This is a genomic window from Echinicola rosea (genome assembly GCF_005281475.1).
Classification (GTDB): Bacteria; Bacteroidota; Bacteroidia; order Cytophagales; family Cyclobacteriaceae; genus Echinicola; species Echinicola rosea.
Map to the genome: position 1 here is coordinate 389,395 of NZ_CP040106.1, position 14,768 is coordinate 404,162.

A 14,768-nucleotide genomic window follows, 5' to 3' on the forward strand; every position below is an offset into this window, starting at 1 on the left:
GATTAAACCAACATGATTATGTTAACGCGATTAAACAAAAACAATTTATTCAACAAATGGAAGAGAAGTCTAGGACTTTTCCTCCTTGCGCTATCCCCCTTAGTGATCACCAGCTGCCTGGATGATGATGACACGGAATACTATGATGGCCCATTGGCCTATGTCTCCTTTTACCACGGTTCGCCTGAAACCGGCGCGGTGACCATTTATGCTGATGGCGTAAGCAAGCCTCCATACAGTACCTATGATTTTAAATATACCGACTACTTTAATTACGCCAATTTCTATACAGGTGATAGAACCCTTTCCTTCAAAAACAGGAATGCCAATAATTCCCTGTTGGACACAGCTGTAACCCTTGAAGAAAACCAGGCTTATTCTTTCTTCTTCATCGATGGAGAAGAGTCCGATATGGGCATCGTACAGGCAGAAGATGATTGGGATTCACCAGAGGAAGGAAAGGCCTTGGTGCGCTTGGTCAATTTATCACCTGACGCACCTGAGCTAAGCCTCTTTATCAATGATTCGGACACACCTCTATTTCAGGATCAAGCCTTTAAAGAAGTTACAGACTTTTCAGAAATTGATGCTGATTTCACCACTTTTACAGTGGAAGGCGTCGGCGAGATCAATTTGACTGCAGAGGATCTTGATCTTCGTGAACAGCGCGTATATACGGTCATTGTTCGGGGATATGTCAATCCTGATAGCGGATCGACCTCAGAAAAAGACCTCAGCATCCAAGTAATCAGAAACTACCCCAACTACTAAAATTTAGCTAAACCAACACGTTTGATTGTTTGAGAGGCCGCCTTGTTGGGTGGCCTTTTTTTATGTATGCCAGTACCAGTCCTTCGACAACGCTCAGGAGCCGGTTACAGCGCATAGCCGAAGGGCTGACTACCTTAAACCCGGAATCAATGCCGTTTAGTTAAGGGTATTCCCTCCTTTTCATATACCTAAAAGTCCTTTTTTTGATTGACTTTGGCTGGGGAAACCTGATCCTCTTGGTGGATTTTATCCTTTTCCTTTTTTCCATTGATGAAAAAATAAAGAAAAAAATCTAGGCCGGTGGTATGCCCTTTAAAATGGGACATGGATTTACCCTGCGACCGAGACCCGTCACCCATTTTAATTTCCACCCGATGGCTACGGCCTAAAAGTGAGTGGGTCTCGCTGTTCCACGACGCGAGCCAACTCCCTTTCTTAACGGCCTCCACCATCGGCTGGAAAACAGGCATACCAAGGGCCGTCATATGGAAACAACACCTTTTTGGGACTTATTAACTGAATCCGCCTTGCAGGTATTGGGCGTTAAGAAATTAAAAAGCGGGTGGGCAAGAAGGCAGGCTTGTTTGACGAAATACTAGTCAAAAAGAATGTTGGCTGCTAGAAAAGGAGGAGTTTGCCTGCATGAGGGAAGGTTTTAATTTTAGGCCAATAGATGCACAGCGGCGGGGTTTTTTGGTTACTTTTTTGACCTGAAGCAAAAAAGTAACAAAGGTAAACGGATGAAAAACACCTAGGAATTTAGCTAGAAAAATAACTGCCCAAGGAAAAAATATAGAACCCATATTTTCCAAATACACACTAACTAAACGGCATTGAACCCGGAATATGCATTAGCCTATCTGTTGTGACCTGATCCGCCGCGGCGGACAAAATCAGCCTTTTCACTTTAGTTTTCGGCATCACCGTAGCGGTGCTACGCTAATGCCTCCAAACTAACTGATTTTCTTGTACTTTCAGCTCTCACTACGATTCCTAACGCATAATCCGGGTTAAAGAAAAAAGCACCTAAATCAAGGCTACTTTTTCGCAAAACCTCTATCACTCGAAATTACCACCAAATTAAAGGGCTTTTAAGCATTAAACATTTATTTTTGCATCGTCATACAATTTCAAAACAGCATCACCATGAATCTAAATACGCTGACCGCAGTATCCTCAGTAGACGGAAGATACGGAAGCAAAACGGCTCCCTTGAGGGCTTATTTTTCTGAATTTGCCTTGATCAAGTACAGGGTAAAAGTGGAAGTAGAATATTTCATTGCCCTTTGTGAATTGCCTTTGCCGCAACTAACAGGCATTTCTAAAGATATTTTCCCAAAGCTACGGGCCATCGTAGAAAATTTTTCGGAGGAAAATGCCGAAGCCATCAAGGAAATCGAAAAGACCACCAATCATGATGTAAAAGCTGTCGAATATTTTCTTAAGGAAGAATTTGACAAACTTGGACTGGAAGCTCAAAAAGAGTTTATTCATTTTGGCCTGACTTCGCAAGACATTAACAATACTGCCACGCCACTCATGCTAAAGGATGGATTGGACAGGGTTATTCTGCCTGTATTGGTAGAAGTCATCTCTAAACTCCACAGCCAAGTGGATGAGTGGAAAGATATCTCCATGCTGGCCAAAACCCATGGCCAACCGGCCTCTCCAACACGCTTGGGCAAAGAAATCCAAGTATTTGTCACCCGGCTTGAAAACCAGCTTGCACTACTCCAGCAAGTCCCCTATTCCGCCAAATTCGGTGGTGCCACCGGCAATATGAACGCACACAAAGTGGCCTATCCCAACCAAGATTGGAATACTTTTGCCAACAACTTTGTGAGCGATTACCTAGGTTTGGAGCGTAGTTTTCCCACCACTCAGATCGAGCATTATGATAACTTGGCTGCCTCATTCGATGGACTGAAACGTATCAACACCATCCTTCTGGACCTTTCCAAGGATGTTTGGCAGTATGTCAGCATGAATTATTTCAAGCAAAAAATCAAAGCAGGGGAGGTGGGCTCTTCGGCAATGCCACACAAGGTCAACCCTATCGATTTTGAAAATGCAGAGGGAAACCTTGGTATTGCCAACGCTTTATTGGAACATTTGGCCGCAAAACTCCCCATTAGTCGCCTTCAGCGTGACCTGACGGACAGCACGGTATTGCGTGTGATCGGGGTGCCTTTAGCCCATATGCTGATTTCTTTTGAGTCACTCAAAAAAGGGCTGGGCAAGCTTGAGCTTAACAAAGCAGCCATTGATGCTGATCTGGAAGACAACTGGGCGGTAGTGGCCGAGGCCATTCAGACCATCCTCCGACGGGAAGGTTATCCTAAACCTTATGAAGCACTAAAAGACCTTACCCGCACCAATACCCGTATCACGGAACAGTCGATCCAAGAATTTATCGAAAACCTGAATGTTTCGGATGAGGTGAAGGCTGAGCTCAAAGTCATCACACCATTTAACTATACTGGTATTTAGCCTACTAACCTGAGCGGGGTCTTAAAACCGACACCAATTCGACATAGTGCCCAAAGCAACAGCAGACTGAAGCAATCTTTTCTTTGAAGACAAGATTGCTTCGTCATGTTTCCCTGATTGGTAAAGACAAGCAGGCTCGAAAGGAGGCAGGAAAGGGGCGCGGCTCCTTCTCACAAATCACCTCCAACGCATGGCCGAGACGATTTTCAAACCGATCTCAGGTTACTATATCACAAGGCTGTCTTCTCGTAAATAGTTTACCATGGACCTTGTCCATGGCTAAGGATCTTTTGCTCCCCAGCATTCTATTTCGGCAGGAAAATCTCCGCCATCATGCAACGAATACTTCCTCCACCGATCTTCTCGATCGTGGGAATGTTGGCGGTGATTATTTCTGTGTACTTTTCGATTACTTGTCGTTGTCCTCTTTTGAGGCTATCATACGCAGCTTGGGACATAACGGTAAATTTCTTTCCATGTGGTCCAGAAAGCTCCAGCATATTTCCGGCAAAAGCAAACTTCTGGGGGATAGTAATGGGAACGATCTTTTTGCCGGAAGCTTCCAAGGATTCTTTCACCAGCTGCTTTACGGATTTCCCTACAATGCTATCCAAACAAACCACTGCGAGCTGACTACCCACGTGCATCATGACATTGGTATGGTAAACTGGGATTTTTTCTTTGGATTGGGACTGGACAGCCCGAAAAGGTATAACTTGATAGCCCATTAATCTTTCGAAGTAATGGAGCGGTTCCTGATGCGTCCGCTCTGAAAGACAGGCGTAAGCCACTTTATGCTCTCTGTCCAATACCATGCTGCCTGTGCTTTCCAAAAACTGATGCTCATCTTCAAAAAAAGTAAAATCCACTAGCTCATTCACCCTAAAACCTTGAGCGGTCAGCAAATCCACCAAATCTCTTCTACGCTCCTTCCTACGCAAGGGAGAAAGCATAGGAAACAGTAGCAGACGGCCATCCTCATGTGTACTGAACCAGTTGTTAGGGAAAATAGCATCTGGCTTTATCGGATCGGGACTGTCCTGCGCCACTATCACTTGGATCCCTTTGCTACGCAACAAGGCCACCACATCGTCGAACTCCTTTTCAGCTTCTACTTGTATTTCCGCTACATCCCGAAGATCAGTTTGCTGATAGCCATTATCCTCGGCAGTTTCTGGATTAAAGCCAAAAGCCGCAGGACGAACCATTAATACTTTGGAAGTAGTCTGTGCCGACATGTTAAGCTTATTAAGGTGTAAACTTCCTCCAAGTTACAAACTACCTTTCGCTATGCCCGTTATTTTTTATAATATTGATAAAGTACTGGTTTGATACGAAAACGCTCCTCACTAAGCGAGAAAAAACTGTTGCCATTTTTCGAAAATGCGATGGCCTCCCCTTGCGGCTCAGGCACGTATGGCAATTGTACAGGTTTTCTGGAAAGGGCCTCTGCTACAGACTCGCCTTCCTGTCGGGTCCAATAGTAAACGACCCAATAGTTTTTGATGATAATTTCAGTTCCATCAGGGGAAATATCGCCTGCTACCGACATGGTAATGGGCAATTTTGTCAAAGGTTCGAGCGCCACTTCATCCGCTTCAAGTTTATCAGCCGGTGCACGATAAAGTACATTGCTGGAATCCCGCTTACTGACGATATAGACATCTCCATTCCAAGGATCCACCATCAAGGTCTCGGCATCTCTGGCACCGTCGGGGTATTTTAACGTAATCTTCTCCGGCTGCACATGTATCTCTGTACTATCAACAGAGGGTTCTTCAAACCTCAGGAGGCTAACGGTAGGATATTCTCCATCATTATCGCCTATCTCCCCGACATATACATAAGATTTCTCGCCTTCCACACCTGGGCCGGTAGCAATGTCCTCCCAATCACGATTGTACGTATGATCCAAGGTGATTTCTCCCGTCACATTCCCCGTAGAATCCAATTTATAGACAATGGGCTTTCCTCCGCTATCATTGTGCGTGTACAGCACATTTTCTTGTACCCTGCTTGCCGCTAGTCCACTAGCCTCTTTGAGTAATTTCCTATCCACTCCGCCCATTTCCTTTCCTGCAAAGTAAAGGGAATCCACCACTTGCGGATTGATCCTTACATGGTATTTGTTGTAGATCTTTTCAGACAACAAATAAGGCATCAGAGAAGCCAAAAAGGTAAGTTTCAATATGATCTGGAACATAAATTTCATCACCCAAAATTAACAAAAACAAGACCAAAACAACTCACTGTCAAGTCAATGAAATGTTAAATTATGCAAATGGCATCATGATGTAGCTGAGATGGTTAAAAAGGTCAACGAATAAAAAAGTTGATAAGGAAGCTGATCACGCAATTGTCGGTCTCACCAGTCCATTCGGCTCCGATCAGGTACCGGATGAGAGGAACATCATGTCTCCTCAACCCAGTTTATGTGATCCTGGAATATTTCTATTTACCGAGTTAAATTTAGCAACAAACAATTCAGCGTAAGTCTTAACAACCTCCACAACCTGCATACTATCAGAACCGTCACAATCCCCCAGGGAAATCGCTTTTAGTCCCATGAAGTTATTTAATTCAGGCAAAAAGAGTCAGACCGACCGGACTTGTCGTGAGGGAGAGTCGAGGGCCAACGTCTAGCCTTCGACTCTGCTCAGGCTGACATCTCTTCACAATAGTTTAAAAGCGATTCCCCTATCATAATCCCCATTTTACAGTTTGACTCGGTTTATGTTGCTTTTTGAATGGGCATAAAAAAAGTGGCCCTCTAAGGAGCCACTTTAAAATAAACCGTCTATTAAAATCTAATCTGCTTTTTCTTTCTTTTTGACGACAATGTTTAGCTCATCACCTTTACCAGCATAATCAGCTTTGATCACATCGCCTTCAGAAAGGTCTCCTTTCAGGATTTCTTCCGCTATGGCATCTTCCAAGTACTTCTGGATGGCCCTATTAAGGGGTCTGGCACCATATTGTTGGTCGTAACCTTTCTCTGCCAGGAAGTCTTTTGCCTTGTCCGACAATTCGATTTTGTAGCCAAGGTCAGTAATTCGGCTGAACAGTTTTTCCAGGGTGATATCGATAATTTTGTGGATGTGCTCCTTATTGAGGGAGTTAAATACCACTACGTCATCTAACCTGTTCAAGAACTCAGGACTGAAAGCCTTTTTCAGGGCACTTTGGATGGTAGATTTCATGACCTCATCCATATTTTCTTCCTTGGCCTTTGAAGCAAACCCGATACCCGCACCAAAGTCCTTAAGGTCTCTTACCCCGATATTGGACGTCATGATGATCACCGTATTTCTGAAATCCACTCTTCTGCCCAGACCATCTGTCAGGATACCATCATCCAATACCTGAAGCAGCAGATTGAATACATCGGGGTGGGCTTTTTCGATCTCATCGAGCAAGACCACAGAGTATGGCTTCCTTCTGACTTTTTCAGTCAGCTGGCCACCTTCTTCATAGCCCACATAGCCTGGAGGCGCTCCCACCAAACGGGAAACACTGAATTTCTCCATGTACTCGGACATGTCGATCCTCACGAGTGAGTCTTCCTTATCAAACAGGTAAGTTGCCAGCGTTTTGGCAAGCTCTGTTTTCCCCACACCAGTAGGACCTAGGAAAATAAACGAACCGATCGGCTTTTTGGGATCTTTCAAGCCCACTCGGGTACGTTGAATGGCTTTGGTCAATTTTTTGATCGCATCATTTTGACCAATCACCTTATCTTGCAGCTCATTGCCCATGTTCAGCAACTTATTGCCTTCTTTTTGGGCAATTCGCTTGGCAGGAATTCCAGTCATCATGGCGATTACCTCTGCCACATTATCTTCCTCCACCGTATAGCGTTTGGTTTTGCTTTCTTCTTCCCACTTGGCCTTTGCATTCTCCAGTTGTTCAAGGAGCTTTTTCTCCCTGTCCCTGAGCTGCGCAGCCTCTTCATATTTTTGGCTTTTTACTACGCGGTTTTTCTCCACTTTAATATTTTCCACCTCTTCTTCCAGTTTCAGGATTTCATCAGGCACATGGATGTTGTTGATGTGCACGCGGGCACCTGCTTCATCCAGGATATCGATGGCCTTATCCGGTAGGAAGCGGTCAGAAATATAGCGGTCGGACAGTTTCACACACGCATCGATCGCCTCCGGCGTATAGTTTACGTTGTGGTGATCTTCGTATTTGTCCTTGATGTTGTTCAGGATCTGTACAGTTTCCTCAGGAGTGGTAGCATCTACCATCACCATCTGAAACCTTCTGGCAAGAGCCCCATCTTTTTCGATATACTGACGGTACTCGTCCAATGTAGTGGCTCCGATGCATTGGATTTCTCCTCTGGCCAGTGCTGGCTTGAACATATTGGAGGCATCCAGCGATCCACTGGCGCCACCAGCTCCGACGATGGTGTGCAGCTCATCGATGAAAAGGATGACATTAGGGGACTTCTCCAGTTCATTCATCACGGCCTTCATGCGCTCCTCAAACTGCCCACGATACTTCGTGCCGGCTACCAAAGAGGCCAGATCGAGCGTCACCACGCGCTTGTTAAACAGCACACGCGAAACTTTCTTCTGCACAATTCTCAGCGCCAGTCCTTCTGCAATGGCAGTCTTACCTACTCCAGGTTCACCGATCAGGATAGGATTGTTCTTCTTCCTCCTGGACAGGATCTGCGCCACACGCTCGATCTCTTTTTCCCTACCGATAATCGGATCCAGCTTATCATCTTCTGCCATCCGGGTAAGGTCCCTGCCAAAATTATCCAAGACCGGCGTCCTGGACTTTTCAGTGGAGCCTTTGCCTCCTCCGCCAGAGGAGCCTCCGGAGCTGCCAAAGAGCTTGCTGCTTTCTTCATCCGTATCGTCAGCCTCAGCACCAGAGCGGGGCGTTTGATCCGTTTGGAATTCCAGCATTTCCTTTACAGTATCGTAAGTCGTATCGAATTTATGCAAAATCTGGGTAGCGATGTTATCCTCATCCCTAAGGATGGACAACAGCAAATGCTCCGTTCCGATAAGTTGGCTTTTAAATATCTTAGCTTCCAAATAAGTAATTTTCAGCACTTTTTCAGATTGCCTGGTCAGCGGGATATTGGCCAAGTTTTTCACATTGTGATTGGCCGTTCCTTTCACAGCACGCTCCACGGAATTGCGAAGCTCATCCAAAGGCACTCCTAATTTCTTCAATATGGAAACAGCGACACCTTCCCCTTCTCGGATCATGCCCAGCAAGAGGTGTTCGGTTCCTATATAATCGTGACCCAAGCGCAAAGCTTCTTCACGACTTAGAGAAATCACCTCTTTGACTCTATTTGAAAATTTTGCTTCCATTTAGTTCCTTTCTGAATTGTTAATAATTCTCTATATAATTTTACCGAATTTGTTTTAAAAACACAATCCTTTTGCAGATTGTTCATTTCTTTTTTTTTGATTGTGATATTATTTCATGGGCCATCGGCCCCTCACAAAACAACAAATCGATAATGCTTAAATTTGGTACAAAGTCCAAGCCAAAGAGCTGAGCGTATGGCTTCGGTTCATAAATATTTCTTTGCTCAAACGGCTCTTTTGCCACTATAATTCTCCTCAGATCTTCACAGGAAGAATATTCTTCCTCATTGCTCCCTATCAATACCTTGGTTTTTACCTTCATTAATTTCAGACAAAGTGTCAGCAATTCAAAGTTTAAATCGTACAAATTGTCAATATTCTTATCGTAGATCGCTTCAAAATAAGGAAAGAAATATTCAAAGAAAGGAGCCTTGCCATATGCACTGCGGATGCCGCGTAGATGAACATTCTTCCATTTTTGCTTATAATCTATTTTAATTTCCCGGTATTTCACCTTCTTATTTCCCCCAATAACAGGAATACTCAGGCTCTCCACCTTGTTGGCCAACCGGATATGGGCCCGGTTTCGGTAGGTCTGCTTTTGATAGCGGTCTCCTCCGGCCAGGATCAGTTGATCTGCATCGTGTATAGCTACAAAGAACTCTATCGGGGGCAGGTAAAATAAATCCGCACAAATCACGCTCTTTTCCATGCCCAAAAATAGTCAAAACTTTGCGCTATCTATCTTTTGGCATCACCTTCTAAAGCATTTCTTCCAAATCCCCCTGCCCCTGCCTGACGATTTCGATCTCATCACCTGTACAATCGACGACCGTGGAAGCGACATTATTCCCGTACCCACCATCAATGACTACATCCACGAGGTCCTTATATTTTTCATAAATCAATTCGGGATCGGTACTATATTCCAGCACATCATCTTCATCACGAATGGAAGTAGTGACAATAGGCTGACCAAGTTCTTTTACCAATATACGTGGAATGCTATGATCCGGGATGCGTATCCCCACCGTTTTCTTTTTGCTGTGCAATAATTTTGGCACTTTGTTATTGGCATCAAGTATAAAGGTGAAAGGTCCCGGAAGGGCCTTCTTCATCACCTTAAATACGGGGGTACTGACCACCCTGGTATATTCGGATATATTGCTGAGATCATAGCAGATAAAGGAGAAATTTTGCTTTTGAGGCTTCACCCCCTTGATCAAACAAATCTTTTCAATGGCCTTCTGATTATAAATATCGCATCCAATCCCATAAATAGTATCCGTGGGATAGATCACCACCCCCCCTTGCCGAAGTACTTCCACCACTCGGTTTACTTCGCGCGGATGGGGGTTTTCAGGATATATTTTTATAAATGAGGCTGCCATAGATTAAATATTGATTCAGAGGATTAAGGATTATAGTTGTCAATTTATCAAATTTAGCACCAAACAACTAACACTTTTTACTAGTTGCGTACATTTGTGTATGAATAAGTATCTTCACTCATATCATTTCCCTATTTTTGTACCTAGCCAGGAATTGCCTCGATAAATTAACCATGATTACGAAAAAGAACCAAAAATATTATATGATAGCAATGGTCGCTATCTCAGTATTGATCAGCTCATTTGCCTTCTATTTTTATCAAGTCTTCTTCAGTCCAAACACCTTAACGGAATCAGATGTTCCCGCAGAGCTGAAAATCCCCAGCAACGCCACCTTCCAACAGGTTTCTGATAGCCTGACCGAAAACGACATTATCACAGACGTGATTTCCTTTAGCTTCGTAGCCAAAATGCTGAAATATCAGGAAAATATCAAACCTGGCCGGTACATCATCCACCCAAAGCTATCCAATAAGGAATTGGTCACCCTTCTCCGCTCAGGACGCCAAACACCGATTGACATCACCTTTAACAACATCAGGACCAAGGAAGATCTCTCAGAAAAAATCGCCAAAAACCTGGAATTTTCGCAGGATCGGTTTCTCGCCTTGCTTCAGGACAGCGTTTACATCCGTAAATTCGACTTTACCGAAGAGACGATCATGAGCATGTTTATCCCAAACACGTACGAGGTCTATTGGGACATCAGCCCAGAACAGCTTTTTGACAGGATGTACAGGGAATATAATAAATTCTGGACCAAACCTCGCATCGCAAAAGCCGACTCACTGGGTATGACCAGAACAGAGGTCGCTACACTGGCCTCTATCGTGCAGGCAGAAACCGCCAAAAAGGAAGAGCGCCCCAAGATCGCTGGTGTTTACCTTAACCGGCTGGAACGTAACATTCCGTTACAAGCCGACCCTACCTTGGTATTCGCTCTCGGGGACTTCAGCATCAAAAGGGTCCTGAACGTCCATAAAGAAATTGACAGCCCCTATAACACTTACATGTACACGGGACTGCCCCCTGGGCCAATCAACTTACCGGACATCTCCTCATTGGAGGCCGTACTCGACTATGATCAGCACAATTACCTCTATTTCTGCGCCAAGGAGGACTTTTCCGGATATCATGTTTTCTCAACCAATCTCCGTGACCACCTGATCCAAGCCAGGAAATACCAAAATGCCTTGAACCAAGCCAACGTATATTAGCCTATGTTTACAGCAGAAACCCACGTAAGAGTACGCTATGCAGAGACAGACCAAATGGGGTATGTCTATTATGGCAATTACGCCATGTATTTTGAAGTGGCAAGGGTGGAGTCGCTTCGGCAAATAGGTTTTTCGTACAAGGATATGGAGGACCAAGGCATCATCATGCCAGTGCTCGAAAGCCACAGCAACTACCTCAGACCGGGCCGTTACGATGAGCTATTGACCATCAAAACCATCATCAAAGAAATGCCAGGGATCAAAATACGGTTTGATTACGAAATCGTCAATGAGGAAGATATCCTGATCCACCAAGGATACACACTGCTTACGTTTCTAAAAAAAGACAACCACCGACCGTGCAGACCTCCTGCAGATTTGTTAGATTTATTAAAAGCTTACTTTTAGCCTACAGCACGAATGGTCAAAAAACGAGTGCACGACATATTGCAAAAACTGGACAGTTATGCCCAAAAGCTTAGGCGGATACACCTCAAAAACCCAGACCAAAACCTATATGATGTAGGAAAGATTTTTATCCATCAGGTACAAAAGGACGAAATCGATGACCGCGCCAGCGCCGTGGCTTTTAACTTCACAATAGCGCTGTTTCCCTTAATCCTGTTTTTACTGAACTTATTGCCTTTTATAGAAATATTCTTCCCGGAAGTTACCCCTGAAAACATCCTTTTTCTAGTAAAAGAGATACTGCCTCCCCCACTTTTTGAAGGCACTGAGGCGACGGTACAGGACATCATCAGCCGTCCGCGACAGGGCATGCTCTCCTTTGGTTTTTTCATGGCACTTTACCTGTCCACCAACGGCATCGTGTCCCTGATCAGCGCCTTCAACGCCTGTTACAGGACCAAAGAAAATAGGGGATTCGTCCAAACCCGACTGATCGCTGTAATGATCATTGTGTTCCTGGTGCTTAACCTATGTGCAGCGGTATTGGTCATGATTTTTGGGAATAAAGCACTTGACATACTCACTGCATACGGAATCGTGTCCAGTAGTAGCAATATCCTCTATTTGCTGCTGGCATCCCTGCGGTTTTTTGTGCTGCTCTTTCTCTTTATGTTGGCCACCTCATTTATCTTTCACTTTGCCCCTGCTGTCCATGACAGGTTCCATTTCTTTTCTGCAGGATCAGTGACAGCGGGCCTGCTGATCACGCTTGGGTTTTACCTGTTTTCATTCTATTTGAACAACTTCGCCTCTTACAACAAGCTCTATGGCTCGATTGGCACCATGATCGCACTGATGCTATGGATCCTGATCACGTCATTTATCATATTGGTATGCTTTGAAATCAATGTCAGCCTTGCAAAAGCAGCCAAAAAGGACTTCCCCGAAAATTAGTCCACATAAAATCAACAAGTTACCAGCCAAAGCTAATTTTAATTTCCCAAACCGTTGTAATTTCCCCAAGAAGTAGTACCTTTGCAAACCGTAAGACAAACACAAATGTCCTACAAACATAACGCATCAGACCCAGAGGAGTGGCAGAGTGGTCGATTGCGGCGGTCTTGAAAACCGTTGTACCGCGAGGTACCGGGGGTTCGAATCCCTCCTCCTCTGCACAAGCAAACCCTAACTCGCTTAAAAGCAATGAGTTAGGGTTTTTGTTTTTAATTCAGGGGCGAACCAGCCTTGTTTAAGAACAAGTTTTTTAAATAGCCAAAATTCAACTATCAGAGATACTGACCAATCATCTCCTGAAAAAGACAATTTCACCTTCCTCATTGTATTTACAGTTATAGCCTTCCTTTTAATCCTGTCACTATTTTTATAAAGCAGTTGCCATTCCATCAATAGACATTGGCATTACCTTGAATTATTCCTATTTTTTAGTAATTTAAACGTTTTTATAACTATATATCATATAACAATGACAGATCTACTCTTTATTTTATCGCAATCCCTAGCTACTGGTGCAGCATTTATTTACTTCTTATCTTGTCTTGGGTTTTTCTTACTCTTCATTCTTATAGTTAGGTGGCTTGGTGCTTGGATGCTAAGAATCAATGACGTTATCCAACTTCAAAAGGAAATCTTGGAAGAACTCAAAAAATCAAATTCAAAAGGGTATTAGTTTACCCTTTTCTCTACCTCCAAACCACATTCTTCAACTTACTAGCAATCACATACCAAGCTGTACTGGCAATACTCTTATAATTGGAAATCTCATAGGCTATATCCCTTAAGAAACCATTGGCCCCATCACTGTCCACCCCTTAAATGAACCATGATTAAGATTACAAACTGCCCTGGCACACTAGCACCCGATCACGAGACTTAATAGTACCCGTTGTTTGAAGGTAAAAAAACAAGCCTTTTCTTACCATACCGGAGTCATCAATCCAATAATGATCAGGAAATGGCAGCATTGATGGATAACCGGAAACGAATATCCATTTCCGGAGTCCAGGAAAAATTATCTGTAATTTGGGATAATGGAGTAATCCGCTTGACCAAAGCAGGTGAACAGGGCACTTATATCCCTAAATCAATCCCTAGGGATTTGGAATGGGTGGACCAGGTTCCCGCAAATGAGCACCTGACCATGCAAGTATATGGAATGACAACCGCTGAAAACGCCTTGATATTCTTTCAAAATGGAGAACCCGCTTATCTCACCAAAAGGTTTGATGTAGTGAAAAACGGAAGAAAATTAGGGATCGAGGATTTTGCCACGCTAGCCGGCAAAACAAAGGAAACCGATGGTGATGAATTCAAATACAATTACAGCTATGAAGGTATTGCAGACCTCATAAAACAATATACCACTGCTGCTCCCATAGTTTTGGAAAACTTCTATAAAATGGTACTGTTCAATTTCCTGATTTCCAATGGAGATGCCCACCTGAAAAACTTCAGTCTTTTCGAAACCCCTGCAGGAGATTATCAATTGAGTCCCGCTTATGACCTGACAAATTCCCAGCTCCATGTAAAAAATCCGGAACTCGCACCAAAAGACGGCCATTTCGAAAACGATTATGAAACCGAAAGCTACAAGGCCAATGCATTTTATGCCTATGACGACTTCTATGAATTTGGTATAAGAATAGGGCTATTGGAATCACGAACTACGAAAATCTTGTCAAACAACATCGCCGAGCAACCCGAAGTCAAATCCTTAATTTACAGGAGTTTTCTCAATGAGGAAGCCAAAAAGCTATATACGCAGACGTACCAAGAGCGGCTGAAGTCGTTGAATTACTCCTTTAATAACCTGAGCTCGACTTAATTTTAGTATTAAACACGTCATACGAACCTGTCTGCTCAGGCCATAGCCGTCAGGCTAACGCATATTTTTGCTTAAAACCTATAGGATTTTAAATCCCCATTATCCCGGTTCGGGATTACAAATCCCAAACAGCTAAATTGTGGCAGTTCGCTGCGGCGAACTGCCACGGCCTCCATCCCTCAAATCTCCCTTAAACCCTGTCTGGAGCCAAGGCAGGCTCGCAGGGCATGTTCCGACCACTATACGGAAACGATTTTATAATCGAACTGAAGTTTCTAGCATATATTTCACTTGATTTATTCCTCATTTCATA

General features: G+C 43.9%; 12 protein-coding genes and 1 tRNA gene. 7 read left to right on the forward strand and 6 right to left on the reverse strand.

Features of this window, described 5'->3' with window-relative positions; all coding sequences use genetic code 11:
- Positions 1-18 precede the first annotated feature (18 nt).
- On the forward strand, positions 19-771 hold the full coding sequence (locus tag FDP09_RS01765; protein WP_137401014.1) for a DUF4397 domain-containing protein: 753 nt from the start codon (positions 19-21) through the stop codon (positions 769-771).
- A gap of 188 nt (positions 772-959) precedes the next feature.
- On the opposite strand, the gene FDP09_RS01770 is transcribed toward FDP09_RS01765, so the two are convergent.
- Entirely contained in the window at positions 960-1,241 is a 282-nt protein-coding gene (locus FDP09_RS01770) for a hypothetical protein (RefSeq protein ID WP_137401015.1), read from the reverse strand.
- 676 nt (positions 1,242-1,917) lie between these two features.
- Here FDP09_RS01770 and purB point away from each other — a divergent pair.
- A complete protein-coding gene (gene purB / locus FDP09_RS01775) occupies positions 1,918-3,261 on the forward strand; it encodes an adenylosuccinate lyase (RefSeq protein WP_137401016.1) in 1,344 nt (447 codons plus the stop codon).
- A 305-nt stretch (positions 3,262-3,566) separates the two neighbouring features.
- Here the strand turns inward: purB and ctlX are convergent, their stop codons facing one another.
- The 5 genes from ctlX to FDP09_RS01800 form a co-directional block, all read right to left on the reverse strand.
- Positions 3,567-4,499, reverse strand: a complete 933-nt coding sequence (gene ctlX, locus FDP09_RS01780) for a citrulline utilization hydrolase CtlX (protein ID WP_137401017.1) — start codon at positions 4,497-4,499, stop codon at positions 3,567-3,569.
- 59 nt (positions 4,500-4,558) lie between these two features.
- A complete protein-coding gene (locus FDP09_RS01785) occupies positions 4,559-5,473 on the reverse strand; it encodes a hypothetical protein (RefSeq protein WP_137401018.1) in 915 nt (304 codons plus the stop codon).
- A 595-nt stretch (positions 5,474-6,068) separates the two neighbouring features.
- Positions 6,069-8,597 carry an ATP-dependent Clp protease ATP-binding subunit gene (locus FDP09_RS01790; protein WP_137401019.1) on the reverse strand — a complete coding sequence of 843 codons (2,529 nt, stop codon included), beginning with the start codon at positions 8,595-8,597 and terminating at the stop codon, positions 6,069-6,071.
- An 82-nt stretch (positions 8,598-8,679) separates the two neighbouring features.
- Complete coding sequence (locus FDP09_RS01795; protein ID WP_137401020.1) at positions 8,680-9,309, reverse strand: WbqC family protein; 630 nt, start codon at positions 9,307-9,309, stop codon at positions 8,680-8,682.
- Between the two features lie 49 nt (positions 9,310-9,358).
- On the reverse strand, positions 9,359-9,988 hold the full coding sequence (locus FDP09_RS01800) for an L-threonylcarbamoyladenylate synthase (RefSeq protein WP_137401021.1): 630 nt from the start codon (positions 9,986-9,988) through the stop codon (positions 9,359-9,361).
- Between the two features lie 173 nt (positions 9,989-10,161).
- Between FDP09_RS01800 and mltG the strand changes: the two genes are divergently transcribed.
- The 5 genes from mltG to FDP09_RS01825 all read left to right on the forward strand — a co-directional run bounded on the left by mltG (position 10,162) and on the right by FDP09_RS01825 (position 14,455).
- On the forward strand, positions 10,162-11,205 hold the full coding sequence (gene mltG, locus FDP09_RS01805; RefSeq protein ID WP_137401022.1) for an endolytic transglycosylase MltG: 1,044 nt from the start codon (positions 10,162-10,164) through the stop codon (positions 11,203-11,205).
- A gap of 3 nt (positions 11,206-11,208) precedes the next feature.
- The gene (locus FDP09_RS01810; protein ID WP_137401023.1) at positions 11,209-11,613 is read left to right on the forward strand and encodes an acyl-CoA thioesterase; all 405 of its coding nucleotides are present in this window, start codon (positions 11,209-11,211) and stop codon (positions 11,611-11,613) included.
- Between the two features lie 12 nt (positions 11,614-11,625).
- Positions 11,626-12,567, forward strand: a complete 942-nt coding sequence (locus FDP09_RS01815) for a YihY/virulence factor BrkB family protein (RefSeq protein ID WP_137401024.1) — start codon at positions 11,626-11,628, stop codon at positions 12,565-12,567.
- A 134-nt stretch (positions 12,568-12,701) separates the two neighbouring features.
- Positions 12,702-12,786, forward strand: a tRNA-Ser gene (locus FDP09_RS01820).
- 799 nt (positions 12,787-13,585) lie between these two features.
- Positions 13,586-14,455, forward strand: coding sequence for a type II toxin-antitoxin system HipA family toxin (locus FDP09_RS01825; RefSeq protein WP_137401025.1), 870 nt, complete (start codon positions 13,586-13,588; stop codon positions 14,453-14,455).
- Positions 14,456-14,768: the final 313 nt, after the last annotated feature.

What these genes read in the sequence shown, in the direction of transcription:
- FDP09_RS01815 (WP_137401024.1), top strand. Translation starts at nt 11,626, where the DNA reads ATGGTCAAAAAACGAGTGCACGACATATTGCAAAAACTGGACAGTTAT.
- purB (WP_137401016.1), top strand. Translation starts at nt 1,918, where the DNA reads ATGAATCTAAATACGCTGACCGCAGTATCCTCAGTAGACGGAAGATAC.
- FDP09_RS01795 (WP_137401020.1), bottom strand. Translation starts at nt 9,309, where the DNA reads ATGGAAAAGAGCGTGATTTGTGCGGATTTATTTTACCTGCCCCCGATA.
- FDP09_RS01785 (WP_137401018.1), bottom strand. Translation starts at nt 5,473, where the DNA reads ATGAAATTTATGTTCCAGATCATATTGAAACTTACCTTTTTGGCTTCT.
- ctlX (WP_137401017.1), bottom strand. Translation starts at nt 4,499, where the DNA reads ATGTCGGCACAGACTACTTCCAAAGTATTAATGGTTCGTCCTGCGGCT.
- FDP09_RS01765 (WP_137401014.1), top strand. Translation starts at nt 19, where the DNA reads ATGTTAACGCGATTAAACAAAAACAATTTATTCAACAAATGGAAGAGA.
- FDP09_RS01770 (WP_137401015.1), bottom strand. Translation starts at nt 1,241, where the DNA reads ATGCCTGTTTTCCAGCCGATGGTGGAGGCCGTTAAGAAAGGGAGTTGG.
- FDP09_RS01810 (WP_137401023.1), top strand. Translation starts at nt 11,209, where the DNA reads ATGTTTACAGCAGAAACCCACGTAAGAGTACGCTATGCAGAGACAGAC.
- FDP09_RS01825 (WP_137401025.1), top strand. Translation starts at nt 13,586, where the DNA reads ATGGCAGCATTGATGGATAACCGGAAACGAATATCCATTTCCGGAGTC.
- FDP09_RS01790 (WP_137401019.1), bottom strand. Translation starts at nt 8,597, where the DNA reads ATGGAAGCAAAATTTTCAAATAGAGTCAAAGAGGTGATTTCTCTAAGT.
- FDP09_RS01800 (WP_137401021.1), bottom strand. Translation starts at nt 9,988, where the DNA reads ATGGCAGCCTCATTTATAAAAATATATCCTGAAAACCCCCATCCGCGC.
- mltG (WP_137401022.1), top strand. Translation starts at nt 10,162, where the DNA reads ATGATTACGAAAAAGAACCAAAAATATTATATGATAGCAATGGTCGCT.